This window comes from Pseudarthrobacter sp. CC4, assembly GCF_048957775.1.
Lineage (GTDB): Bacteria > Actinomycetota > Actinomycetes > Actinomycetales > Micrococcaceae > Arthrobacter.
In genome coordinates this window covers 41,512-61,710 of sequence record NZ_JARCCZ010000029.1, presented here as the reverse complement: position 1 = coordinate 61,710, position 20,199 = coordinate 41,512, and the positions used below count along the sequence as shown (strand labels likewise).

The following is a 20,199-nucleotide window of genomic DNA, read 5'->3' as shown; positions in this document are numbered from 1 at the left end:
CCGGCGCTGATGGGACCGCCCGGCGACAATGGCCGGCCCGGACAGGCAGAACCCGCTGTCACTTCATATCGTCTAACAGCACAACGCATTCGACGGCGGCCGGTCCCGGAAAGGGGCCGGCCGCCGTCGTGCGTGCGGGAGCCTTCTCCTGCAATCCCCTGCCGGGGACGCAACGAATAACCGGCATGAACTACTACACCCCGGCGGCGCAGGACCGGGCCCGGGACGCCGCATCCGATGCCATCGAGAAAGTGCTCAACGGCATGTCCGAACCGTTGAGCAGGCACGCCCTGAACGCCCGCTGGAAAAGGGCGTGCGAAGCCATGGACAGATACCTGGAAGCGCAGGACACGGGCGAGGAATAGGCCCGCTCCGGTCAGGGCCGCAGGACTGCGAGGATTCTTGCCGCGGGGCCTTCGATCGTGTGCCTAAAACCCGTTCCCGCCCATAGGCTCATGGAATCCGGATCCCCGGCAGCAGCGGCCGCGGCGCGCAGGGGAGCGGTGAGGTGGTGGATCTCCGGATATCCGTAAGGGGCCTCGCCGTCATGCCGGCGCATGAATTCGTTATACAGCCCGCGGGCGTTCCGTCCCGAGAAGGAGCGGGTGACCGAGGTGGTGGTGAAGCGCCCGGAGGCCAGGGCCGTCCGGTGGGTTGCCTTGGTGCCGGCCTCGTCGGCGCGGAGGAAGGCTGTTCCGGCCTGGACCGCCACAGCTCCGCGGGCGAGTGCGGCCCGGGCGTCGTCTCCCGTGGCGATTCCGCCGGCCGCTATCAGTGGCACCTGGAGATCCGCCAACTCCTCAAGCAGGCCGTGCAGGGATTCATCCTCAGGCCGTCTGGCGGTGTCAAAGGTGCCGCGGTGTCCGCCGGCTTCGGGCCCTTGGACGCAGAGTGCATCAATGCCTGCATCAACTGCCCGGAGTGCCTCAGGCCGTGAGGTCACTGTGCCGATGACGCAGACGCCCCGCTCCTGCAGGGCGGCGACCACGGCTGGGTCCGGAAGATCGAAAGTGAAGGAGACGACGGCGGGCGCCTCCTCCAGCAGGACGTCCAACTTGGCGTCCCAATCGTCGTCGTCGTGACGCGGATCGCCGGGGGCGGCGCCCAGGCGTTCCGCCTCCGGCGCCAGGGACAGTGCGTACCGGTCCAGTGCCTGGGGACTGATCATCGAGGGCTGCGGGACGAACACGTTGACGCCGAAGGGCCCGTCGGTCAGCTGACGGGTGGTCCCGATCTCCGCCTTCACGGCTGCGGCGGTTTTGTAGCCTGCCGCAAGGAAGCCAAGTCCTCCTGCCGTACTTACCGCCGCGGCCAGTTCCGGGGTGGACGGCCCGCCTGCCATCGGCGCCTGGACCACGGGCAACAGCAGGGAAGCGACACTGAAACGGGGTGTGCTGGGGATGGAGGAATCCAAGATGTCAGGCCGCTTTCTGGCTGGGGAGTTCAGTACAGGAAAATGCTGATCCACTCGCGGTTGTGCGCGTGGATCAGCACCAGGAACAGGACAAAGTCGAACAGCAGGTGGACGCTCACAATGTAGGACAGCGACTTGGTGACCGTGAACAGCCGGGCCTGCAGCAGGGCAAACGGGAAGATGAAGAAGGGTGCCCAGGCGTGGAAGCCCAGTTCCCAGAGGAAGGACGTGAACAGCACCGCCTGCAGCAGGTTTGCCTGCCAGTCCGGGAGGTGCCGGCGCAGCAGGGTGAACGCGGTGCAGATGAAGAACAGCTCGTCCCAGATGCCCAGCACGTTCGTCCCTAGGAAGAGCCGGATAATGCCGTCCGGGTCGCTCACTGCGGGCCAGTTGTTGTAGACGCCGGTGCGGATCATGTACACGGGCATCAGGGCATAGCCGATCACCAGGACAGCCGGCAGGTACCATTTTTCGGCGCGCGTCCACGGCGTTCCGGTCCTGATCGGGAACCGGATGGCGTGGTCCCTGGTGACGAACCTCGAGACAGAATAGGGGATGCCGACGGCCAGGACCATGGCCGTTCCCATCACCGCCATGTGCTCGGTGCTGATGTCCGTGGTGATGGGGACCAGGCTCATGGCCGTCAGTCCAACTCCGATCAGGGCAAGGTCAACCAGGAGGCGGCGGCTGATGAAGCCGGCCACGGCCAGCGCGGCCGCCAAAAGCAGGAATCCTGAAAGGCGGTCCTGCCACGCGAAGAGCAGGAAGCCCGACGCCGACACAAGGGCCGCCGGGAGCAAGGAAAGTGATGCCGCGGCCGGCTGTCCAGTGCCCGCCACGGCGGTGTCGGCTTGCGCTTGTGGTTGCTGCCTCATGGTTACCTTTGTTGCTCGGGCGGCGCTCCGGCCTGGATGCCACACAGTCTACTTGCCGCCCACCAGAGCAGGGAAAGGCCAGCGTCAACCCCTCGCCGGGCGGGCGGTTAACGCAAGCGGACGACGGCGGGAGGTCCCGGCGTCGTCCGCTTGCGTCTTGGTGTGGCCGCCTAGGCGGAGGCCAGCGCCTTGCCCTCGCCGCGCAGGCTCAGGGTGAAGGTGTTGGGGCCGCTGCAGGTGACGGCGACGCGGCAGGTGGTGGTGTTGTGCCGCGCGGAAAGGTCGCTGACCGCGGAGTCAAGGGTGTGGTGGAGCGTGGACCGGTCCCAGATTTTGAGGGTCACGGAGTCATTGGCATCGAACGTCATTATTCAACTTCCATTTCTTGCGGTTGGCGGCCTGGAGCTTCATTGCCCGGGCCGTGTCCTCGTCTATGAGGACGGACTGCAGGTGGGAAAGCGCATTCCCGTACTTCAATAGTGGCGGCTGCCGAAAGGGTTGGCAACCGAATCCGGGCCGATGTGACCAAGCACACCGGCCGCCGGCGGGCTGCGGTCTTCTTTGGGTGCAGGCCCGGCCGACATCTTCCATAGTGCCCAGCCGGCAGCATTGCCCTCAACATTGTTGCGAGTGAATCTCATCACGTCCGCCGGCGCAGGCCGCTGCCCGCGCCGGGGTGTTAGGCGTCGAAGTAGGTCTTGATTTCCTTCTCGCCGGAGATGGAGGCGATGACCGCCGCCGCCACCTCGCGGAGCTTGATGTTGCGCGTGCTGGAGGCCTTGGTGAGGATTTCGAACGCCGTTTCCCGGCTGCACCGGTTCTCGGCCATGACGGCTCCGACGGCCATGTCGATGATGGTGCGCGACTGCAGGGCGGTGGAGAGGTCGGCTTTCGCCTCGCTGAGCTGTGTGATGCGAAGGACCAGCCTCAGTGATCCGGCTGCCTGGCGGGCGAAGGATTCCACGGTGGAGATGTCTTCAGCCGAAAAACCGTGGCTGCGGTTGGAGTAGAGGTTCAGGACGGCCTCTGCATCGCCGGCCAAATCCAGCGGCACGGCAAGGATGGAGGCAACGCCTTGCGCCTGGGCCACTTTCATGTACGGCGCCCAGCGGTGCTCGCCGGCCAGGTCGGGGACCAGCAGCGGACTTTTCGTGCGCAGGGCAGTAAGGCACGGGCCTTCACCGAATCCGTTCTGCAGTTCGTCCAGGGCCCGCGCTTCGGCGTCACTGCTTGCCACGGCCTTGGGCCTTTTGTGGCGGATCACGGTGACGCCGGCGTGGACCGTGCTGCCTGGCGTGGACAGCCGGTCAGCGGCAACCACGGCAAGGTCGGTGAGGAAGCCGGCGATGTCCTGGCTGTCCAGGACCAGTTCCTGCAGCCTCGTGTCCATACCGGGGGTTTCGTGGCTTCCCGTGCCGGAGCTGCCGGTGAAGTGTTCCGGGTTTGTCATGGCGGCTCCTCCTCGTCCATCATCTCCATCATTGCTGTGTCAATCAGGTGTACTTGCGCGGCCGGTATGTCCAGGGCGTCGTGGAGGTAGGCGTCAAGCGACACTTCATCGAGGTCGCCGCCGATGCCGTAATAGTAAATCCAGAGCTTTTCCAAGGGCAGGTCTGTGGTCCGGTAGCGCCGGGCAGCCCCCTTGCGTTCCTGGGCTGCCCGATCCGGCAGTTCGGGCCCGTCGGCCCCGAAGGGATACATCCCTACACTCGGTCATTGGGGAGTGCAGGGAGCTCGGCTCCTCGCACGATGTTCTGGGCGATCACGTGGATTTTGCGGTTGCTGGATTTCGCCGCCAGGCGGAGGATCTCCAGGGCGCCGTCCCGCCCGCCCCTGTGCTGGAGCATGATGAGGGACACGGCCGCGTCCACAGTTGCCCTGGATTTGAGGGCCGCCCTGAGGTGCTCAGGGTGGACGTCCGCCCCATGAAGACGCAGCGCGATGCGGAGGACCCTGGACATGGATGCTGCATGCTGCTCCAGGAGGACCACGGTGCCCTCATTGAATGCACTGGTCGTCCCTGCATAGCAGTTAAGGCTCGCCCGTGATGACGCGTCTGTGGAAATGGGGACAGCAAGGACGGACCGGACGCCCTCCTGGGCTGCCGCCTCGGCATAGGCGCTCCAGCGCTCGTCGCCCGCCAGGTCCGGAACCCACACGAGGCGCTGGAGCCGGGCTGCGGTGAGGCAGGGGCCCTCGCCGAACGAATACTGGGTTTCGTCCAGCCGCCGGCCCTCTTCGCTGCTGCTGGCGACTGTTGACAATCCGCCGTCGCGCTCAACTGTGATGGTGCACGTGACTTGACCGTCGGCACCCGCCATGGATGCGGAAAGGGTGGCCAGTCCCAGGAGGAATTCAGGGAAACCCGGACTTTCGAGCAGTAGGTCCTGCATCTGGTCTGAAGCGGTGAGCGTGCTTTCCTTGGCCATTAGGCCTCGATCCCTGGGTGCACCAGAAGCCCGTCCTCTGGCTGGCGGCCGCTGCTCTCTACGCTGGCTGGCCCGAGTATTCAACCTCCGGAGCGTTTCTATCCCGAAGATCTCCTACTACTGACATTACGCCCCTGCGGGAGCTATTGATACGCGGCGGCCGATGGGGCTACTCGTCCCGGTCCGGTTGCCGGCTGGTGCTGTCTTCGGTGCCTGGCTGTTCCTCGCCTGCCGAATCGGGAACGCCGGAAGCGGGGCCGCTGTCGAAGTCGTCAGAGTAGGGCGCCCGTGGCCGCGGGAGATCGTCAATCAGTTCGTTTGCCGCCAGCGCCAACAGGTCGCGCTGGACCGGGGGCAGGGAAAGGAGCCCCTGAAGATAGGCTTCCACTTCATATTCCCCTGCGTCTCCCGACAGGCTGAAGTATTTCAGCCACAGCTCTGACACCGGGATATCCGCTGCCTTCATGGCTGCCCGGAGCCGGCGCCGCTGTTCCGGTTCGTTGGGATCAAAGCCCATTTGCAGGTCCTAGGCTCCGGGAGGCAGCGTCCCGGCGAGGACGCGTTCGCTGACGTGCTGCAATGCTGTGTTCTCGCTGCGGGCCAATTTCATCAGCTGCTGCAGGGCAGCTTCATTGGTCAGGCCGGATCGCTCCATCAGCACTCCGCAGGCGCGGTTCACCAGGTCCCGCGTGTAGAGGGATGCCTGCAGGCCCTCGGTCATTCGGTGCGGGGCCTCGCTGGCCTGGATGTGGGCAAGCAACGTGGCCGCGGGGGCCGCGAAGAGCTGGAGCAGGGCCGCGCTGGATGCGTCATAGACGCCGGGGGCGGCGGCGTACAACTTCAATGCGCCGAGGGATTCACGGCCGGCGATCAGGGGAGCGCTGACCACTGACGCTATGGGCAGCCCCCTGACGGCTTTCCGCCACTCGGGCCATCGGGACTCACCTTCCAGGTCCCTGACCAGCACGGGTTCCTCTGCCGCCCACGCGGTCAGGCAGGGTCCTTCCCCGCACTCGTACTGGATGGCATCCGCCTGGCTCACAATCCCGTCCGTATAGCCGCTGCTGGTGCGGCGCCCGCGGGCGTCCATGAGCGAGACGCCGGCCCCTATGGTGCCGGCAACCGACTCCTTGGCGGCCTGGGCCAGGAGCCGGACAGCCGTAGTGGCCTTTTCCTCCGTCAGCAGCAGCCCTTGAATCCGAGCAACGACAGTGCTGAGCTCGTCAAGGGGAAGTCGCTGCGCCATACTCTCAGCATAGAGCCAAGCCCCGGAGGTCTTCCCTTCCGGTATCAGGCATTTCCCGTGGCCGGGCGAGCCCCACCTTCAGCTGTGGTCCGCCCAGCCTGGGGTTTCCGGAGGCGGAATGCCTGCTGCCCGACAGCAGGCGGGACAGTAAGATGGGCCCATGTCGAGTTCACCGGATAGAGAACAGATAGAAGAGCTTCAGAGCATCCTGGTGGGCGCAGAAAACGTTGTTGAGTTCCTCACCGGACTCGCCGGCCTGGCTGCAGCATCTGTCTCTGACGTTGCGGGGGACCACGTTGAATGTGCAGTCACCCTCAAACTGCGGCGAAAGCCCACTACCGTGGCCGGCAGCAGCCAGCGCGCAGTCGAACTGGACCAGGTTGAGCAGGCCGTGGGGGACGGTCCGTGCATCAAAGCGCTGCGGGAGATGTCCCCGGTGATCGTGGACGATGTTGCCACGGACTCCCGGTGGCCGGAGCTGACCCGACAGCTGGCGGAAGCAAACGTCCGCAGTTCCCTGGGCGTGCCGCTGGAGATCAGCGACGAGGCCAGCGTTGCCTTGAATTTCTTTGCGTCGAAGCCGGGCATGTTCACGGCCAATGTCTACGAAAAGGCCCTGGGCTTCGCTGCAGCGGCGCACAACACGCTCCACCTCTCGGTCCGCCTCGATACTGCGCAAAGCCGGGCGGACAACCTGGAAGCGGCCATGCAAAGCAGGACCGCGATCAATCTGGCTTGCGGAGTCATCATGGCCCAGAACCGGTGTTCCCAGGCAGAAGCGATGGACATCCTCACGAAAGTCTCCAGCAACCGCAACAGGAAGCTGCGGGACGTCGCAGCGGAACTCATTGAACAACTGAGCGGCGACAGCGTCCAGACCCACTTCGACGCTTAAGGGCTGCCCGGCAGCCTGCCGTCCCGCTACTCAGGCCGCATGCAGGACGGAGATGCTGCAGCCTGTACCGGACCTGCGGACGTCCCAGCAGTTGCCGCTGCCCAGCACCTCAAAGCCGTCATTCTCCGGTGCTGCCATGACCAGGGCGGTGTCCTCATCGATCGCTACGGCCCTGTCCACCAGGCCTCCGGCCACGGCACCCACGGCCCGGCTGAGCGTGCCCGCCTGGGCCGCATGCACATCCACGGCGAACGGGGCCAGGCCCAGTCCGTCGCGGATCTCGACTTCCGCCAGGCCCTCCGAGCATTCCCCGCCGCACACTTCGATGCCGTGAATCAGATGACCCCCTATCAGTGCCCTGCGGGGCGCCACCATGGCCCCCGCGGAAAAGCCGAGGTACGGCGTACCGGCGCCAACCACCCGTGAGATGGCGGCCGCCGAGGCGCTGAGCCCATCCCAGTAGGCCGGCGTCAGCCCGCCGCCCACCACCACGCCGTGGACGCCGTCGAATACGGCCGGATCCACCGGATACGCCGAACTGAGCAGGGCCGGCACCAGCTCAACCGGTGCGCGGGCGAGGAGTGGTTCCGCGTACTCCGGCAGGGCTTCCTCAGGGTTCCCGCTGCGGTGGTGTAGCGCCAGGGCAATCCGGACGGGACCTTCCCCGCCGCTGTGTTCCTGGACGTCACGGACGAAGCGGTCGAACAACTCGGGGAAGGCTGCAGGGTCGGGACCGGCGCCCGCCAGGAGGATGCTCATGGCCTTCAAGATACCCGGATGCAGGGGCTTTGCGGTGCAAAGTGAATGGGGTCCCGGCCTCCATTGACACCGGGGTCCCGCGGGGTTATCGTACAACCAAATGGTTGTAGATCAGCTCAGTGATGCGGACGTCGATCGCCTGTTCCAGGCGCTGGCGGACGCCACCCGGCGGGACATTGTCCGCCGCGTAACAGCCGGGGAGTATTCCGTCTCCGGCCTTGCTGCCCTCTACGACATGAGCTTCGCCGCCGTCCAGAAGCATGTGGCGGTGCTGGAGCGCGCGTCCCTGGTCACCAAGGAAAAGCGCGGAAGGGAGCAGATTGTGCGGGGTAACCATGAAGGCCTGCAAAAAGCCCGGCGGCTGCTCGATGAGTACGAGGCGATCTGGCGGCAGCGCGTCGACCGGATCGCGGACATTCTGGCTGAAGGATAGGAAGGTTGCGCAATGCCTGTTATCAGTTCCACCAAGAATCTCGAGGCCCTCAGCCTCACGCTCGTGGCGGAGTTCGACGCCGGCGTCGAGCGCGTCTGGCAGATCTGGGAAGACCCGCGCCAGCTGGAGCGCTGGTGGGGCCCGCCCAACTATCCGGCCACGTTTGACCGGTTCGACTTCCAGCCCGGCGGGAAGGCCGGGTATTACATGACCACCCCGGAAGGCGAGAAGCCCCGAGGCTGGTGGAAATTCAGGACCATCGAGCCGCCGCGGAAGCTCGAATTCGATGACGGCTTCGCTGACGAAACCGGAGCGCCCTTGGATGCCATGGGCAGTGCCCATGCCGCTGTTGACCTGGAGGACATCGGCGGCCGCACCCGCATGACCATCATGTCTATCTTCGATTCCGAAGAGCAGATGGAAGAGATGGTCAAGATGGGCATGGAGGAGGGCATGAAGGAGGCTTTGGGCCAGATCGACGCGATCCTGGCCGAGCATGCCAACGCCGGCTAAGCCTCGCGGCACCTGGGAGAGCGTACGACGGCGGGACGTTCCGGCGTCGTACGCTTTCCTCTGTCCACGGGCTGGCTGCGCCCGGCAGGCGTTGAACAGGGCGAAAAGCTTCTGAATACTGGAAGGAAGCAGCATTCCCAGGCGAGGCGGTGGCAGCGGTGAGCGGCGGTGCGAAGGATATCCGGAGGCGCCTGGAGCGCGCCGCTGAGGTCCGGTCCTACCGCGGAGCCGGAATCAGCGCCGAGGAAGAAGCCGCGCTCGACGCCCTCGAAGCGCAGGAACGCGAGAAGCGCAAGAAAGTGAGCGACGCCGCCCGGGCGGAATACCTGGTCCGCGATGCCATGGCCCAGGGCAAATTCGACAACCTCAAATACGCGGGCAAACCGATTCCGGGGCTGGGGGAGCGGTACGATCCCGACTGGTGGGTCAAAGGGCTCATCCAGCGGGAGAACCTCAGCGGGCTCGGCCCCGCCGCGATCCTGCTCCGTACCGAGGATGCGGAGCTTGATGCCCGGCTGGATGCCCAGTACACCGAGCAGCAGGTACGGGACATCCTGCAGGACTTCAACCGGCGGGTCATCGATGCCCGGCGCCAGCTCCAGGGTGGCCCGCCGGTGGTCACCAAGACCCGTGACGTGGACGAAGCGGTGGCGCGGTGGCGCGAACGCCGTGCCGCCCGTCCCGTAGAGGCGCCGCCGGAACCGGAACCGCGGCACTCGTGGTGGCAGCGGCTGTGGAAGGGGACCGGCTAGCGGCTTGCTTCTTCCCGGTCCGCCGCGCCGCCGCTGCCGGGCACAGCATGGCGCATTCCGGACGGCGGGAGGCGCCGTCGTCGTAATTCCCACGCGAATGGCCCGGTGCTTACGGCCGCGGGCTCGGCGAGGGGCTCGGGCCAATCATCGATGGCGGAGGAGGCGGGAACGGGCCGGCGGGATAGAGCGGCACCACGTTAAGCATGTAGTAGGCCCATTGGGGTCCGGCGATCATGTAACCGTCAAGGCGGGGGTAGAAGATTCCGTTGATGGTGACGTTCTGCCCGGCTCGCTTCTGCCCCTCAAGTGCGTCACCGAAGAAGGACGCGGTGGCCAGACCGGTGGTGTAGCCGACGATCCACGTGGACCCGTTGGTGTTCGAGGTGCCCGTCTTGGCCGCCACAGGGAACTTGTCATGGGTTTTGGGGTTGATCCAGACGCCCGAGCCCTTCTTAAGCACGTCCTGCAACACACTGTTGACGCCGCGGGCCACGTCCGGCTTCACTGCGTCCCGGCACTCGACCGTCTGGGCAGGCAGGTTACCGCCGGTTGCGTCCTTGACGTCCGCCAGCGCAATCGGTGTGCAATAGCGGCCGTCGTTGGCAAAAGTGGCAAAGGCATTGGCCAGATGAAGGGGAGCAACTCCGATCGCGCCCAGGAGGTTGCCCAGCTGGTGCATGTTGATCGGGGTCCCGTCGAGTCCGCTGTGGAGGCCCACAGCGTCCACCATCTTCTGGATGCCACAGAAATCCAGCTGTGCGGCTGTCGCAAACGTGGCAGTGTTGATCGAGTTGTAGAGCCCGTAGTTGATGGGCATCTTCCGGTAGAAGCCCTCCTCGGCGTTCTGCAAGTCATCAGCGGCGCCCAGCTCCGGGTTATTCTGGGCGGTGCTGTAGGCGCCCAGCACCTTTCCGCAACTGGACCTCCAAGGGAATCCCAGCGGATACACGCGCCGGGACGCGTCCACTTCCGCTGTCAGCGACTTGCCCTCGTTGAGCCACTCGGCAAAGGTGAACGGCTTCATGGTGGACCCGGGCTGGAAACCGCCGGCTCCGTTCAGGTCGTTCCCCTGCGGATCCTTGGCGTCCACGTTGAAGTTCAGTTGCGTGTCGAACTTGCCCGGTTCGGGAAGGAACACGGTGTTCTGGGCCATGGCCAGGATCTTGCCGGTACCGGGCTGTACCGTCACCAGTGCCGCACCCCACCGGTCCGGATTGGGCCCGGCCGTACCGTCCACCTGCGCCTGGGCGGCAGCCTGGAGCCTGCTGTCCAGGGTAGTGACGATGGTGAGGCCCCCACGGTACAGCTTCCTCTGCCGTTCCATCAGGCTCGCCCCGTAGGCAGGGTTGTTCAGGATGAGATGCGAGATGTAGTCGCAGAAATAGGGCGCCATCGAGGCGTTGGCGCAACCTTGCCGCTCCGGACTGATTTTAAGTTCAATGGGCGTAGCCACGGCTTCGTCGTGCTGGGCCTGGGTGATCATGCCTTGGCGGAGCATCTCCGAGAGCACCTGGTTCCGGCGCACAATCGACTTGTCAGGGTTGACCGCCGGGTTGTAGAACGTCGGGCTGTTGACCAGTCCGGCCAGCAGGGCTGCCTGCGGAAGGCTGAGGTCCTTGGCGGTGGTGCTGAAGAAGTAGTGCGAGGCTGCCTCGATGCCGTAGGCGTCGCTGTTGAAGAACACAATGTTCAGGTATCCCTCGAGGATCTGCTCCTTGGTGAACTTCTTCTCCAGCGCAATGGCCAGTTTCATCTCGCGCAGCTTGTCGCCGACGTTCTTTTGCCCGCTCAGGATTACTTCATCCGGCCTGTCCTCCGAGAGGCGGGCCTCATTTATCACGTTGGTGACATATTGCTGCGTGATGGTGGAGGCGCCCTGCTGGCTGCCTTTGGTCAGGTTCGATACCAAGGCCCGCACGATCCCTTGGGGATCAATGCCGGCATGCTCGTAGAACCTGCTGTCCTCAATTGCGACGATGGCACCCCTGATATAGGGCGACATCTGGTCCAGGGGGATCCTGACGCGGTTCTCCGCATAGAAGATGGCGATCGGCTGGCCGTCGGAGGTGAGGACCTTGGTGGATTGCGACGGCGGCTGGACTGTCAGTTCTTCCGGCAGGCTGTCGAAAAAGCCAATGGAGTTGCTGACGCCGAGGCCAGCGGCCGCCACGGCCGGAACCACCAGGCTGGCGGCCAGGACTCCGCACAGGGCACTCGTTGCCAGGAACCCGAGGAACCTTCCCAAGGCAAGGCTGAAACCGCGCCCGCGCTTCCTCTTCGTCGCCATTCTTCAGCCCTCAAGCCTAGGGGGTGCCAAAAGACTACGCCGGTGGGAGGGGGCGATCCACACCTCGGAGATCAGGATTTGGTCACACTTGAACCCTTGACCGTCGATAGATAGCGACATATCGTTAACTATCGCTGATAAATCCAGCGAAGACTACGGAAGCAAGAGGAGGATGGCATGAAAGACATTCCTGAAGGAAGGTTTCCAGGGCCGGAATTCGGCAGGGGACGGTTTGAGCGCGGGCGGGGCCGGAGGGGGCCGCACGGGCACCGGGGTGGCGGGTTTGGCCCCGGCTTTGGACCAGGCTTCGGCCCGGGATTCGGGCCGGGATTTGGCCCTGGCTTCGGTCCGGGGCTGGGCCGAAGCCCGCGAAGGGCCAGCAGGGGCGATGTCCGTGCCGCCATCCTCTCGCTCCTGGCGGAAGCGCCCTCGAACGGTTACGGATTGATCAAGACGATCGCCGAAAAGACGGGGGGAGCGTGGCGGCCCAGCCCCGGGTCCATTTATCCAACCCTTCAGCAACTCGTTGACGAGGACTTGATCTCAGCGCTCAGTGAGGGCCGCGGGACGGAGTTCACCCTTACGGACGCGGGCCGGGCCTACGTTGCCGAGCATGCAGAGGAGATGGAAAACGCCTGGAACGCCGGGCAGGACAGTCCGGATCGGGACTTCCACCAGAGCATCGGGAAGCTGATGGGCGCCATTCACCAGTTCCGCAGCGGGGTTACCGAGGAACAGCGCGCCGCCGCTATGGAAAAGATGGATGAGACCCGCCGGGCGCTGTACAAGATCCTGGCTGACTGATCAGGCGAAAGAGTCTTCCTTGCGGTGCTGTGCAGCCGCGCCGGACTCCGCGTCGGCGGACATGCCAGCGGCGGACACTGCGGCAGGGAAAGGGGATGCGGTGTGCGGCAGCGGATTGAAGCCCGCTCCTATCTCCCCGAACGCATAGGCGCTCTCGGCATGTTCGGCCAGGTCCACACCCGCAGTTTCCGCCTCGTGGCTGACCCGGAAGCCGATGGCCTTGTTGATGGCACGGCCAATGACAAGGGTTCCGACGCCGGAAAGCAGCAGGGTGATCACGACGGCCGCGGTCTGCGCGATGAGCTGCTGGACGCCGCCGCCGTAGAAGAGGCCGCCGCCAAGGCCGTCTGCCGGGAGGGCGATGAAGCCCAGCGCGAGGGTTCCGATGAGCCCGGCGCCGAGGTGGACGCCCACCACGTCCAGGGAGTCATCCAGGCCGAACCGGTACTTGAGGTCCACGAAGACCGCGCAGGCAGCTCCCGCCACCAGGCCCAGGCCCACGGCAGCCAGCGGGCTGATGTTGGCGCAGGACGGCGTGATGGCCACAAGCCCGGCCACCACGCCGGACGCCGCGCCGAGGGAGGTGGGGTGGCCGTGGCGGAGCTTCTCCGTCACCAGCCAGCTCAGCATGGCCGCGGCGGGAGCAACCAGCGTGTTCACCCAGATGAGGCCGGCCTGTTCCGCCGTTGTTGCGGCGCCGCCGTTGAAGCCGAACCAGCCAAACCACAGGATGGCGGCGCCCAGCATGATGAAGGGGACGTTGTGCGGGCGGTGGTTGGGGTCTTTCGCGAACCCGTGGCGCTGTCCCACGATCAGGGCCAGGACCAAGGCGGCCGTTCCGGAGCTGATCTCCACCACGGCGCCGCCGGCGAAGTCGATGACCTGGCCGAACACGGCGGTGACTGCGCCGCCGGAGCTCATCAGCCCGCCGCCCCACACCATGTAGGCGAGCGGGCAGTACACAACTGTGATCCATACGGGGACGAACAGGGCCCAGGCGCCGAACTTGGCGCGGTCCGCAATGGCGCCACTGATCAGGGCAACAGTGATGATGGCGAAGGTGGCGCTGTATCCGGCCTTGATCAGGTCGGGGGAACCCATGAGGTTCTGCAGGCCGAAGTTGGCGAACGGGTTGCCGAAGAGGCCCAGCACGCCGTCGCCCGTTGTCATGGAGTAGCCCCACAGGACCCAGACAACCCCGACGATCCCGGCGGAGATGAAGCTCATCATGATCATGTTCAGCGCGGCCTTGGCCCGCGTCATGCCGCCATAGAAAAGGCCAAGCCCGGGCGTCATCAGCAGTACCATCGCGGCTGAAATCATCAGCCAGACATGTTGGGCAGAAATCTCCACCTGCGGGTCCCTTCGCGTTGCGCCTCGAAGCGGGGCACTCTTCCAGGCCCTCGCATTTCCCCCGCAGTCCATCTTTCGCGTTTTGTGTTTCGGGAAATGCGCCTCAAAGTTGCGTCCGCGTTACAGAAACGGCCGGTGTGTGAAGTCCCCGTGTCCGTAATGTTTCGGCTGTGTAAACAGCCGCCATCCGGAAGGGGACGGGGCCGCCGCGTTTTGCTCCGCAGGCCGCGCGCTAAAAGGGCGGGCCGGATGCTGAAGGTGAGAAGCGCCGTCGCACGCTGGACATGGGGAGATTACGGCGCGGTGAACGGAAGCTCACCGCACCGGCGCGCTGAAAAGTCCCGCTTAGAACTGACGGGCGTTGGCCAACACCGGAAGCTTGCTGCGCACATCGTCCACCAGGGACGGGTCGATATCGACGACGGCGAGTTCCGGCTTTCCGCCCAGAGTTGCCACGGCGGTGCCGAAGGGAGTGATTACGGCGCTGTGGCCGATGCCCGTGGGGGCTGTGCCTGCAGGGCCGGCGCCCATGGTTTCGGGATCGCCCTGGCCGCAGGCAACCACGAAGGTGGTGCTGTCCAAGGCCCGTGCCCGCACCAGGAGGTCCCACTGCTCCGCCTTGCCCTCGCCGGCGCCCCACGACGCGCACACGATGTTGACCTGTGCTCCCCGGCGGGCGTTGGCGGTGAAAAGGGCGGGAAAGCGGACGTCGTAGCAGGTGGCAAGTCCGAACACCGTGCCATTAAGTTCAAAGGTCACCGGAGCCTGGCCCGCGTCCACTGTCCTGGATTCGGCGAAACCGAAGGCGTCGAAGAGGTGCACCTTGTCGTATGAAGTGTCCAGCCCGGGGCCGGTGACCAGGAGGGTGTTGCGGACCCGGCCGTCCTTGCCGGGGGTGAACATCCCGGCCACGATCGCTATGCCCAGTTCCCTGGAAATGGCCCGGACTTCCCCGGCCCACGGGCCGTCCAGCGGTTCAGCGACATCTCGGAGGGAATGGCCAAAGGCGCGCATGGCGGCCTCGGGGAACACCACCAGCTCGGCGCCGGCGGCCTTGGCCTGTGCAGCGTAGTCCCGGATCAGCTCCAGGTTGGCTGCGGGGTCAGCGCTGCTGATGATCTGCGCGACTGCAAGGCGCATGGAACTCCAATCTCTTCACGGCGGGGAGCGGCACGGGTGCAACGGTGCCGTGCAGCTACTGCTTGTAGCCCTCGACTTCGTTGACCGGACGGACTTCGGCGTCATCGGGGTTCTCGCCGGAACCGGCTTTGGCCCTGCGCTGGCGCAACAGGTCCCAGCATTGGTCCAGGCTTTCTTCCACCTGCTTCAGCCGCGCCTTGTCCGGCATCTGGCCGTCTCCGGAGGCCTCGCGGAGGGAGTGCTCCTCTTCCACAAGGGACCGGATGCGCGTGAGGAGATCTTCATCGTTCATGTCTACCCCTTAGGCCGGAACGGTTTTCCCCCAGCGTACGCCTGTACCATCGGAATCATGCCCACTGTGCTTGATATGGCAGGTCCAATCCTCGAGATGCTCACCTGGTTGTGCCTGCCCGCAGGGCTCGGATTGCTCTTCTATACCGGGTTCCTCCGCCGCTTCGTTCATCCCTGGGCAGTAGCCGAGGCCGTGGTGTATTCCGACACCACAGGGGTGGGCTTTCGGTGGTTCGACCGCAAATACCAGGTGCACCACGCGCCCATGTCGCCCCATGACATCAGGGACCTGGCGGTGGGCGACACCCTCCCCATCTACTATCACCCCAAGCGCCCCACCCAGTGGCAGACCACGGCGCCGGAAGAAGCAGGGAGGACAGCATCCGTGCTGGGCCGCTGCCTCACCGCCATCGGCGCTGTGGCCTTGCTTGCCGGCTTTGTCCTGCCGATGTTCTAGGGGTCCTGCGCCGCAGCTTCAGCCGGCAAGGACAACGCCAATGCCCAGGCAGCCCAAGGCGACCCCTGCGAAAGCCGTCCAAAGCACCGCGGTGATGTCGGCGTCGAGCCTTTCCCTGGAGAGTCCCCGGGACCGGACACGGTACCGGCGGCGTTGGGTCAGGTAGATGGCCAGCGCTGCGGCGGATGAGACGGCGAACAGCATCAGGATGGGGAGTCCGTGCTGCGGGAGCCAGCGCAGGAAGATGGCGCTGACCGTCACCAGGGCCAGCATGGTCCGGCCCCAGGCGAGCGAGGTCCGCTCCGGCTGCAGGCCCGGGTCGCCATGGCCGCCGGCGGTGCGGGACGCCGCCACCTGGTCAGCGCCAGAGGACAAAGATGAGGACGACGGCGGCCGCCAGCGCGCCTGCCCCGGCCAACAGCGGGACAACGAGCGGCAACGGAAGCGGCGCGTTGTTCCGCATGCTGCGCTCCACCCGAAGCCACCGCACGGCTGATCCCGCACTCAGCAGCATTCCCAGCAGGAGCAGCAGCACCGCCAAACCCTTGCGGACCGGTTCCAGGAAGAGGCCGGCGGTGAATGCCTCGATGGCGATCCCTCCGGCCAGCAGTGCGAGCGACGTGCGGATCCATGCAAGGAAGGTGCGTTCGTTGGCGAGGGTGAACCGCGGGTCAGGTTCTTCTCCGCCCGGCAACAGGCGCTCGGCGATTTTCCCGCGCGACGGCGGGACGGAAGCGCTGGCGGGCTGGTCGCTGTTGGTCACGCTGCCAGTCTAGCCACGCCGCCGGGCTTCACTGGGCGGCAGCACGGAATAGGCCCAGGGCAGTCCGGACCGTCGGGAATGCCCGCGGTGTCCGTGCAGTTGGGGCAGGTATGGAGCGCATCGGATTTCTTTCCTTCGGCCACTGGGGTCCCGGACAGGGCTCCCGCACCAGGACCGCCGGCGACGCCCTCCTCCAGGCCATTGACCTTTCGGTGGCCGCGGAAGAGCTTGGGCTGGACGGGGCGTTCTTCCGCGTGCACCACTTCGCCCGGCAGCAGGCCTCGCCGTTCCCGCTGCTTTCCGCGATAGCCGCCCGGACCAGCAGGATCGAGATCGGTACCGGCGTCATTGACATGCGGTACGAAACCCCCTCTACATGGCCGAGGAGGCCGCAGCCACAGACCTGATCAGCGGCGGCAGGCTTCAGCTCGGCATCAGCCGTGGTTCACCCGAGCCCGCCCGCCAGGGTGCGGCAGCTTTCGGGCACGTGCCCGAAGCTGGGGAGACCGACGCCGACATGGCCCGCCGGCACACCGCCCTCTTCCGTAAGGCAATCACCGGCGCCGGTGTGGCGGAAGCGGACCCGCGGTATGCAGGCGGAACCAGGGGACTGCTGCCCGTCCAGCCCCAGTCGCCGGGGCTCGCGGAGCGCATTTGGTGGGGAGCCGGAACCAGGAAGACGGCGGTCTGGGCCGCGGATCTCGGCATGAACCTGATGAGTTCCACCCTGCTCACTGAAGATACCGGTGTTCCCTTCCACGAACTGCAGGCCGAGCAGATCCAGCTGTTCAGGGATGCCTGGGCCGCAGCAGGCCATGCCCGCCGGCCGCGGGTTTCGGTGAGCCGCAGTGTCCTCCCCATCGTGGACGCCGAGGACAACATGTACTTTGCCGGCAGCGCCCTGCGCGACAGCCGGGACCAGGTGGGAATCATCGACGGGCTTACTGCCAGGTTCGGGAAAAGCTATGCAGGCGCACCGGACGTCCTGGCGGAGCAGTTGGCTGCCGACACCGCGGTGCAGGCCGCGGACACCCTCCTGCTCACTGTCCCCAACCAGCTGGGCGTGGACTTCAACGCCAAGCTTTTGGGCAACGTCGCCCGGTATATCGCACCGGCACTTGGCTGGCAGGCGGCACGCCCCTGACCCGTAGCTGCCGGCCGTAACCTTGCCGTCTTCCCCGTAAATATCCGCCTGCCCACGCGCGGTGAGGGTAAACTAAGTATGCTTAGTGAAGACTGGGGAACCTTCTGCACACCGCAGCCGTTAGACTTATAGTGCGGCTTTGGGGGCTTAGCGCCCTCATTATTACAGCGTGACTGCGGAACGGTCATATAACGAAGAGAGAGAAATATGGCCCGCGCCGTTTTAGGCTTTACCCTATGATCCGGCTACGTCAGCTGGCCCAGGCGGCCTCTGTCCTCACCACGCCCTTGGCGCCGGAGGATATCCTCGCGCTGTTCAACCCCGTCTATTCTGCCCGGCAGCTTCGCGGCGTGGTTACGCGCGTGGTCCAGGAGACCGCGCAGTCCGCCACGATCTTTTTCCGGCCCGGCCGCGGTTGGCACTCCCACCTGGCAGGCCAGTGGGCGCGCATCGGCGTCGAACTCGATGGCGTCCGCCACTGGCGGTCCTACTCCCTGAGCGCCCCGGCAGGCAAGGACCCGGCTATCACCGTCACGGACGTCGGCGCAGTCTCCGGCACGCTGGTGCGCACCACCCGGCCGGGCGACGTCCTGTTCCTTGCCCCGCCGCAGGGCGACTTCGTGCTTCCCGAGCACCCCCGGCCCCTGCTGATGGTCACGGCGGGCAGCGGCATCACTCCGGTGATGTCCATGATCCGCACCCTTGTTCCCCGGCGTCCGGATGCCGACGTCGTGCTGGTCCATTCGGCCCGCACGCCCGGGGACAGCCTGTTCCGCGAGGAACTTGCCGAACTCGCGGACCAGTTCCCCAACTTCCGGCTGGCCCACTGGTACACCGGCGAACAAGGCCGGATGGACCTCACCAACACCGACCAGCTGGACGAGATCTGCCCGGACTGGAAGGAACGCGCGGCGTATGCCTGCGGTCCGGACAGCTTCCTGGACGACGCCGAAGCCCTCTGGAAGCGGGCGGCGCTGACTACCGCAGCTCCGGGCTCGGACGTCGCGGTGGCCGGTGACCCCGGGAACCTCATGATTGAACGGTTCAACACCACGTTCAATGCCGGCGTGGGGCACGACGGCGGCCTGGTCACCTTTGAAGCGTCTGATCGGGAAGTGGAAGCCGACGGCGACACCCCCATTCTGGACGTCGGTGAGGACGCCGGCGTGCTGATGCCCAGCGGTTGCCGGATGGGCATTTGCCACAGCTGCCTCACACCCCTCCTGGCCGGACAGGTCCGCGACCTCCGCACCGGGGAAATCCATGGCGAGCCCGGCCAATTGATCCAAACGTGTGTCTCGGCAGCCGCCGGACCCGTCAACCTCGAAATCTGAGGAGCACAACGGTATGTCTGTAGTTACACCCAGCAAAACCACCGCCGGAGATGCCTCCAACCAGGAGAAACCTGCGGCGGGAAGCAGGACGCGCCCCGGGAAGCTGGCCGAATCCGGCAGCCCCACGGTGCGGCCGCCGGCCGCCGCCCACCTGAGTGATGAACAAGTGGCGGAACTCGGGCGCGAACTGGACGCCATCCGCGACGAGATCCTGGCCAAGCGCGGGGCATCGGACGCCGCCTACATCCGCCGCGTGATCAAGATCCAGCGCGGCCTGGAGATTTCGGGCCGTGCCGCGCTGCTGGTCAGCAAGAACAAGGCAGCCTGGGTCACCGGCACCACGCTGCTGAGCCTGGCCAAGATCCTGGAAAACATGGAGATCGGGCACAACGTCCTGCACGGCCAGTGGGACTGGATGCGGGACCCGGACATCCACTCCACCACCTGGGAATGGGACTTCGTCACGCCGTCGCGCTCCTGGCAGCACACCCACAACGACCTCCACCACCGCTGGACCAACGTGGTGGGCAAGGACAACGACGTCGGATACAACCTCCTGCGGATGGATGAAAACCAGCCGTGGAAGCCCTTCAACCTGGGCAACCCGCTGTACAACGCGATCCTGGCTCCCCTTTTCGAATGGGGCATCGCCATCTATGACCTCGAGCTGACCGAGTACCAGGAAGGCAAGAAGTCCAAGGAAGCGCTGCTCAAGGACCTCAAGGCCCTTGGCAAGAAGGTTGTCACCCAGTTCACCAAGGACTATGCCGCAACCCCCGCGGTGGCCATGCTGACCGGCTCCGGCAAGCAGGCGCTCTACGGAACCCTGACAGCCAATGCCGTCCGCAACGTCTGGGCCCACGCGGTCATCTTCTGCGGCCACTTCCCCGAAGGCACTGACACCTTCACGGAGGAAATGGCCGAAGGCGAAACCCGCGGCGACTGGTACATCCGCCAGATGATCGGCTCCGCCAACATCTCCGGGTCAAAGTTCATGCACATCATGACCGGTAACCTCTCGCACCAGATCGAGCACCACCTCTTCCCGGACCTGCCTTCCAACCGGTACGCCGAGGTGGCGCCCAAGGTCCGTGAAATCTGCCAGCGCTACGGTCTGAACTACACCACCGGACCGCTGCTGAAGCAGGTTGGCTCAACCTGGGGCAAGATCTTCAGGCTGGCCCTGCCCGGCAAGGCCGCCAAGGCCTGACCCGACACCTTTGCAATGCATCGACATGCACCTCCGGTTCCGGATCATCCTGGAACCGGGGGTGCATTTGTGTTTCCCCGTGCTCTCGCATTTTTCGAGG

24 protein-coding genes and 1 pseudogene are annotated in these 20,199 nt (G+C 65.5%); 10 read left to right on the top strand and 15 right to left on the bottom strand.

All coding sequences use genetic code 11. The features are described from left to right. Window positions 1–185 precede the first annotated feature (185 nt). Window positions 186–365, top strand: a complete 180-nt coding sequence (locus tag PV768_RS18565; protein ID WP_157240971.1) for a hypothetical protein — start codon at window positions 186–188, stop codon at window positions 363–365. Between the two features lie 11 nt (window positions 366–376). On the opposite strand, the gene PV768_RS18560 is transcribed toward PV768_RS18565, so the two are convergent. The 8 genes from PV768_RS18560 to PV768_RS18525 all read right to left on the bottom strand — a co-directional run bounded on the left by PV768_RS18560 (window position 377) and on the right by PV768_RS18525 (window position 5,964). Next, entirely contained in the window at window positions 377–1,414 is a 1,038-nt protein-coding gene (locus tag PV768_RS18560) for a nitronate monooxygenase (RefSeq protein ID WP_421093804.1), read from the bottom strand. A 29-nt stretch (window positions 1,415–1,443) separates the two neighbouring features. Then, window positions 1,444–2,289, bottom strand: coding sequence for a type II CAAX prenyl endopeptidase Rce1 family protein (locus PV768_RS18555; protein WP_421093803.1), 846 nt, complete (start codon window positions 2,287–2,289; stop codon window positions 1,444–1,446). Between the two features lie 170 nt (window positions 2,290–2,459). Continuing rightward, window positions 2,460–2,657 (bottom strand): hypothetical protein, encoded by a 198-nt coding sequence (locus PV768_RS18550; protein ID WP_157240975.1) that lies wholly within the window; start codon window positions 2,655–2,657, stop codon window positions 2,460–2,462. A 311-nt stretch (window positions 2,658–2,968) separates the two neighbouring features. Further along, on the bottom strand, window positions 2,969–3,739 hold the full coding sequence (locus PV768_RS18545; protein WP_421093802.1) for a GAF and ANTAR domain-containing protein: 771 nt from the start codon (window positions 3,737–3,739) through the stop codon (window positions 2,969–2,971). Then, window positions 3,736–3,990, bottom strand: a complete 255-nt coding sequence (locus PV768_RS18540) for a hypothetical protein (protein ID WP_157240979.1) — start codon at window positions 3,988–3,990, stop codon at window positions 3,736–3,738. Before PV768_RS18540 ends, PV768_RS18545 begins: the two co-directional genes overlap by 4 nt. A gap of 2 nt (window positions 3,991–3,992) precedes the next feature. Next, window positions 3,993–4,718, bottom strand: a complete 726-nt coding sequence (locus tag PV768_RS18535) for a GAF and ANTAR domain-containing protein (RefSeq protein WP_421093801.1) — start codon at window positions 4,716–4,718, stop codon at window positions 3,993–3,995. Between the two features lie 169 nt (window positions 4,719–4,887). Continuing rightward, window positions 4,888–5,235: a hypothetical protein gene (locus PV768_RS18530; RefSeq protein ID WP_421093800.1), complete on the bottom strand. Its 348-nt coding sequence runs from the start codon at window positions 5,233–5,235 to the stop codon at window positions 4,888–4,890. A 9-nt stretch (window positions 5,236–5,244) separates the two neighbouring features. Beyond that, on the bottom strand, window positions 5,245–5,964 hold the full coding sequence (locus PV768_RS18525; RefSeq protein WP_321214442.1) for a GAF and ANTAR domain-containing protein: 720 nt from the start codon (window positions 5,962–5,964) through the stop codon (window positions 5,245–5,247). Between the two features lie 160 nt (window positions 5,965–6,124). Between PV768_RS18525 and PV768_RS18520 the strand changes: the two genes are divergently transcribed. Then, window positions 6,125–6,859, top strand: coding sequence for a GAF and ANTAR domain-containing protein (locus PV768_RS18520; RefSeq protein ID WP_321214441.1), 735 nt, complete (start codon window positions 6,125–6,127; stop codon window positions 6,857–6,859). A gap of 30 nt (window positions 6,860–6,889) precedes the next feature. Here the strand turns inward: PV768_RS18520 and PV768_RS18515 are convergent, their stop codons facing one another. Continuing rightward, window positions 6,890–7,618, bottom strand: a complete 729-nt coding sequence (locus tag PV768_RS18515; protein WP_421093799.1) for a hypothetical protein — start codon at window positions 7,616–7,618, stop codon at window positions 6,890–6,892. Between the two features lie 100 nt (window positions 7,619–7,718). Between PV768_RS18515 and PV768_RS18510 the strand changes: the two genes are divergently transcribed. The 3 genes from PV768_RS18510 to PV768_RS18500 all read left to right on the top strand — a co-directional run bounded on the left by PV768_RS18510 (window position 7,719) and on the right by PV768_RS18500 (window position 9,316). Beyond that, a complete protein-coding gene (locus tag PV768_RS18510; RefSeq protein WP_321214439.1) occupies window positions 7,719–8,051 on the top strand; it encodes a metalloregulator ArsR/SmtB family transcription factor in 333 nt (110 codons plus the stop codon). Window positions 8,052–8,063: 12 nt separating this feature from the next. Beyond that, complete coding sequence (locus PV768_RS18505; RefSeq protein ID WP_157240993.1) at window positions 8,064–8,564, top strand: SRPBCC family protein; 501 nt, start codon at window positions 8,064–8,066, stop codon at window positions 8,562–8,564. Between the two features lie 158 nt (window positions 8,565–8,722). After that, the gene (locus tag PV768_RS18500) at window positions 8,723–9,316 is read left to right on the top strand and encodes a DUF1992 domain-containing protein (RefSeq protein WP_421093806.1); all 594 of its coding nucleotides are present in this window, start codon (window positions 8,723–8,725) and stop codon (window positions 9,314–9,316) included. 109 nt (window positions 9,317–9,425) lie between these two features. Here PV768_RS18500 and PV768_RS18495 read toward each other — a convergent pair whose 3' ends face one another. After that, a complete protein-coding gene (locus PV768_RS18495; RefSeq protein WP_421093798.1) occupies window positions 9,426–11,603 on the bottom strand; it encodes a transglycosylase domain-containing protein in 2,178 nt (725 codons plus the stop codon). 177 nt (window positions 11,604–11,780) lie between these two features. Between PV768_RS18495 and PV768_RS18490 the strand changes: the two genes are divergently transcribed. Next, a complete protein-coding gene (locus PV768_RS18490) occupies window positions 11,781–12,407 on the top strand; it encodes a PadR family transcriptional regulator (RefSeq protein WP_421093797.1) in 627 nt (208 codons plus the stop codon). On the opposite strand, the gene PV768_RS18485 is transcribed toward PV768_RS18490, so the two are convergent. The 3 genes from PV768_RS18485 to PV768_RS18475 form a co-directional block, all read right to left on the bottom strand. Next, a complete protein-coding gene (locus PV768_RS18485) occupies window positions 12,408–13,760 on the bottom strand; it encodes an ammonium transporter (protein WP_421093796.1) in 1,353 nt (450 codons plus the stop codon). A 345-nt stretch (window positions 13,761–14,105) separates the two neighbouring features. Then, window positions 14,106–14,900 (bottom strand): carbon-nitrogen hydrolase family protein, encoded by a 795-nt coding sequence (locus PV768_RS18480; RefSeq protein ID WP_421093795.1) that lies wholly within the window; start codon window positions 14,898–14,900, stop codon window positions 14,106–14,108. A gap of 55 nt (window positions 14,901–14,955) precedes the next feature. After that, a complete protein-coding gene (locus PV768_RS18475; RefSeq protein ID WP_421093794.1) occupies window positions 14,956–15,192 on the bottom strand; it encodes a DUF2630 family protein in 237 nt (78 codons plus the stop codon). A gap of 57 nt (window positions 15,193–15,249) precedes the next feature. Between PV768_RS18475 and PV768_RS18470 the strand changes: the two genes are divergently transcribed. Next, window positions 15,250–15,648 (top strand): hypothetical protein, encoded by a 399-nt coding sequence (locus tag PV768_RS18470; protein WP_157241000.1) that lies wholly within the window; start codon window positions 15,250–15,252, stop codon window positions 15,646–15,648. 18 nt (window positions 15,649–15,666) lie between these two features. On the opposite strand, the gene PV768_RS18465 is transcribed toward PV768_RS18470, so the two are convergent. Both PV768_RS18465 and PV768_RS18460 read right to left on the bottom strand, forming a co-directional pair. After that, window positions 15,667–16,023, bottom strand: coding sequence for a DUF202 domain-containing protein (locus PV768_RS18465; RefSeq protein WP_157241003.1), 357 nt, complete (start codon window positions 16,021–16,023; stop codon window positions 15,667–15,669). After that, window positions 16,007–16,411: a YidH family protein gene (locus PV768_RS18460; RefSeq protein WP_321214433.1), complete on the bottom strand. Its 405-nt coding sequence runs from the start codon at window positions 16,409–16,411 to the stop codon at window positions 16,007–16,009. Before PV768_RS18460 ends, PV768_RS18465 begins: the two co-directional genes overlap by 17 nt. Window positions 16,412–16,521: 110 nt before the next feature. Between PV768_RS18460 and PV768_RS18455 the strand changes: the two are divergent. The 3 genes and pseudogenes from PV768_RS18455 (at window position 16,522) to PV768_RS18445 (ending at window position 20,099) form a co-directional block, all read left to right on the top strand. Continuing rightward, a pseudogene (locus PV768_RS18455) lies at window positions 16,522–17,555 on the top strand (LLM class flavin-dependent oxidoreductase). 236 nt (window positions 17,556–17,791) lie between these two features. Continuing rightward, window positions 17,792–18,889 (top strand): ferredoxin reductase, encoded by a 1,098-nt coding sequence (locus PV768_RS18450; RefSeq protein ID WP_157241007.1) that lies wholly within the window; start codon window positions 17,792–17,794, stop codon window positions 18,887–18,889. Window positions 18,890–18,902: 13 nt separating this feature from the next. Continuing rightward, window positions 18,903–20,099, top strand: coding sequence for a fatty acid desaturase family protein (locus PV768_RS18445; RefSeq protein ID WP_157241009.1), 1,197 nt, complete (start codon window positions 18,903–18,905; stop codon window positions 20,097–20,099). The last annotated feature ends 100 nt before the right edge of the window (window positions 20,100–20,199 follow it).

Excerpts from the sequence above, each read along its gene's own strand:
- PV768_RS18565 (WP_157240971.1), top strand. The coding sequence starts at position 186 with ATGAACTACTACACCCCGGCGGCGCAGGACCGGGCCCGGGACGCCGCA.
- PV768_RS18555 (WP_421093803.1), bottom strand. The coding sequence starts at position 2,289 with ATGAGGCAGCAACCACAAGCGCAAGCCGACACCGCCGTGGCGGGCACT.
- PV768_RS18550 (WP_157240975.1), bottom strand. The coding sequence starts at position 2,657 with ATGACGTTCGATGCCAATGACTCCGTGACCCTCAAAATCTGGGACCGG.
- PV768_RS18545 (WP_421093802.1), bottom strand. The coding sequence starts at position 3,739 with ATGACAAACCCGGAACACTTCACCGGCAGCTCCGGCACGGGAAGCCAC.
- PV768_RS18540 (WP_157240979.1), bottom strand. The coding sequence starts at position 3,990 with ATGTATCCCTTCGGGGCCGACGGGCCCGAACTGCCGGATCGGGCAGCC.
- PV768_RS18535 (WP_421093801.1), bottom strand. The coding sequence starts at position 4,718 with ATGGCCAAGGAAAGCACGCTCACCGCTTCAGACCAGATGCAGGACCTA.
- PV768_RS18530 (WP_421093800.1), bottom strand. The coding sequence starts at position 5,235 with ATGGGCTTTGATCCCAACGAACCGGAACAGCGGCGCCGGCTCCGGGCA.
- PV768_RS18525 (WP_321214442.1), bottom strand. The coding sequence starts at position 5,964 with ATGGCGCAGCGACTTCCCCTTGACGAGCTCAGCACTGTCGTTGCTCGG.
- PV768_RS18520 (WP_321214441.1), top strand. The coding sequence starts at position 6,125 with ATGTCGAGTTCACCGGATAGAGAACAGATAGAAGAGCTTCAGAGCATC.
- PV768_RS18515 (WP_421093799.1), bottom strand. The coding sequence starts at position 7,618 with ATGAGCATCCTCCTGGCGGGCGCCGGTCCCGACCCTGCAGCCTTCCCC.
- PV768_RS18510 (WP_321214439.1), top strand. The coding sequence starts at position 7,719 with ATGGTTGTAGATCAGCTCAGTGATGCGGACGTCGATCGCCTGTTCCAG.
- PV768_RS18505 (WP_157240993.1), top strand. The coding sequence starts at position 8,064 with ATGCCTGTTATCAGTTCCACCAAGAATCTCGAGGCCCTCAGCCTCACG.
- PV768_RS18495 (WP_421093798.1), bottom strand. The coding sequence starts at position 11,603 with ATGGCGACGAAGAGGAAGCGCGGGCGCGGTTTCAGCCTTGCCTTGGGA.
- PV768_RS18490 (WP_421093797.1), top strand. The coding sequence starts at position 11,781 with ATGAAAGACATTCCTGAAGGAAGGTTTCCAGGGCCGGAATTCGGCAGG.
- PV768_RS18480 (WP_421093795.1), bottom strand. The coding sequence starts at position 14,900 with ATGCGCCTTGCAGTCGCGCAGATCATCAGCAGCGCTGACCCCGCAGCC.
- PV768_RS18475 (WP_421093794.1), bottom strand. The coding sequence starts at position 15,192 with ATGAACGATGAAGATCTCCTCACGCGCATCCGGTCCCTTGTGGAAGAG.
- PV768_RS18470 (WP_157241000.1), top strand. The coding sequence starts at position 15,250 with ATGCCCACTGTGCTTGATATGGCAGGTCCAATCCTCGAGATGCTCACC.
- PV768_RS18450 (WP_157241007.1), top strand. The coding sequence starts at position 17,792 with ATGATCCGGCTACGTCAGCTGGCCCAGGCGGCCTCTGTCCTCACCACG.
- PV768_RS18445 (WP_157241009.1), top strand. The coding sequence starts at position 18,903 with ATGTCTGTAGTTACACCCAGCAAAACCACCGCCGGAGATGCCTCCAAC.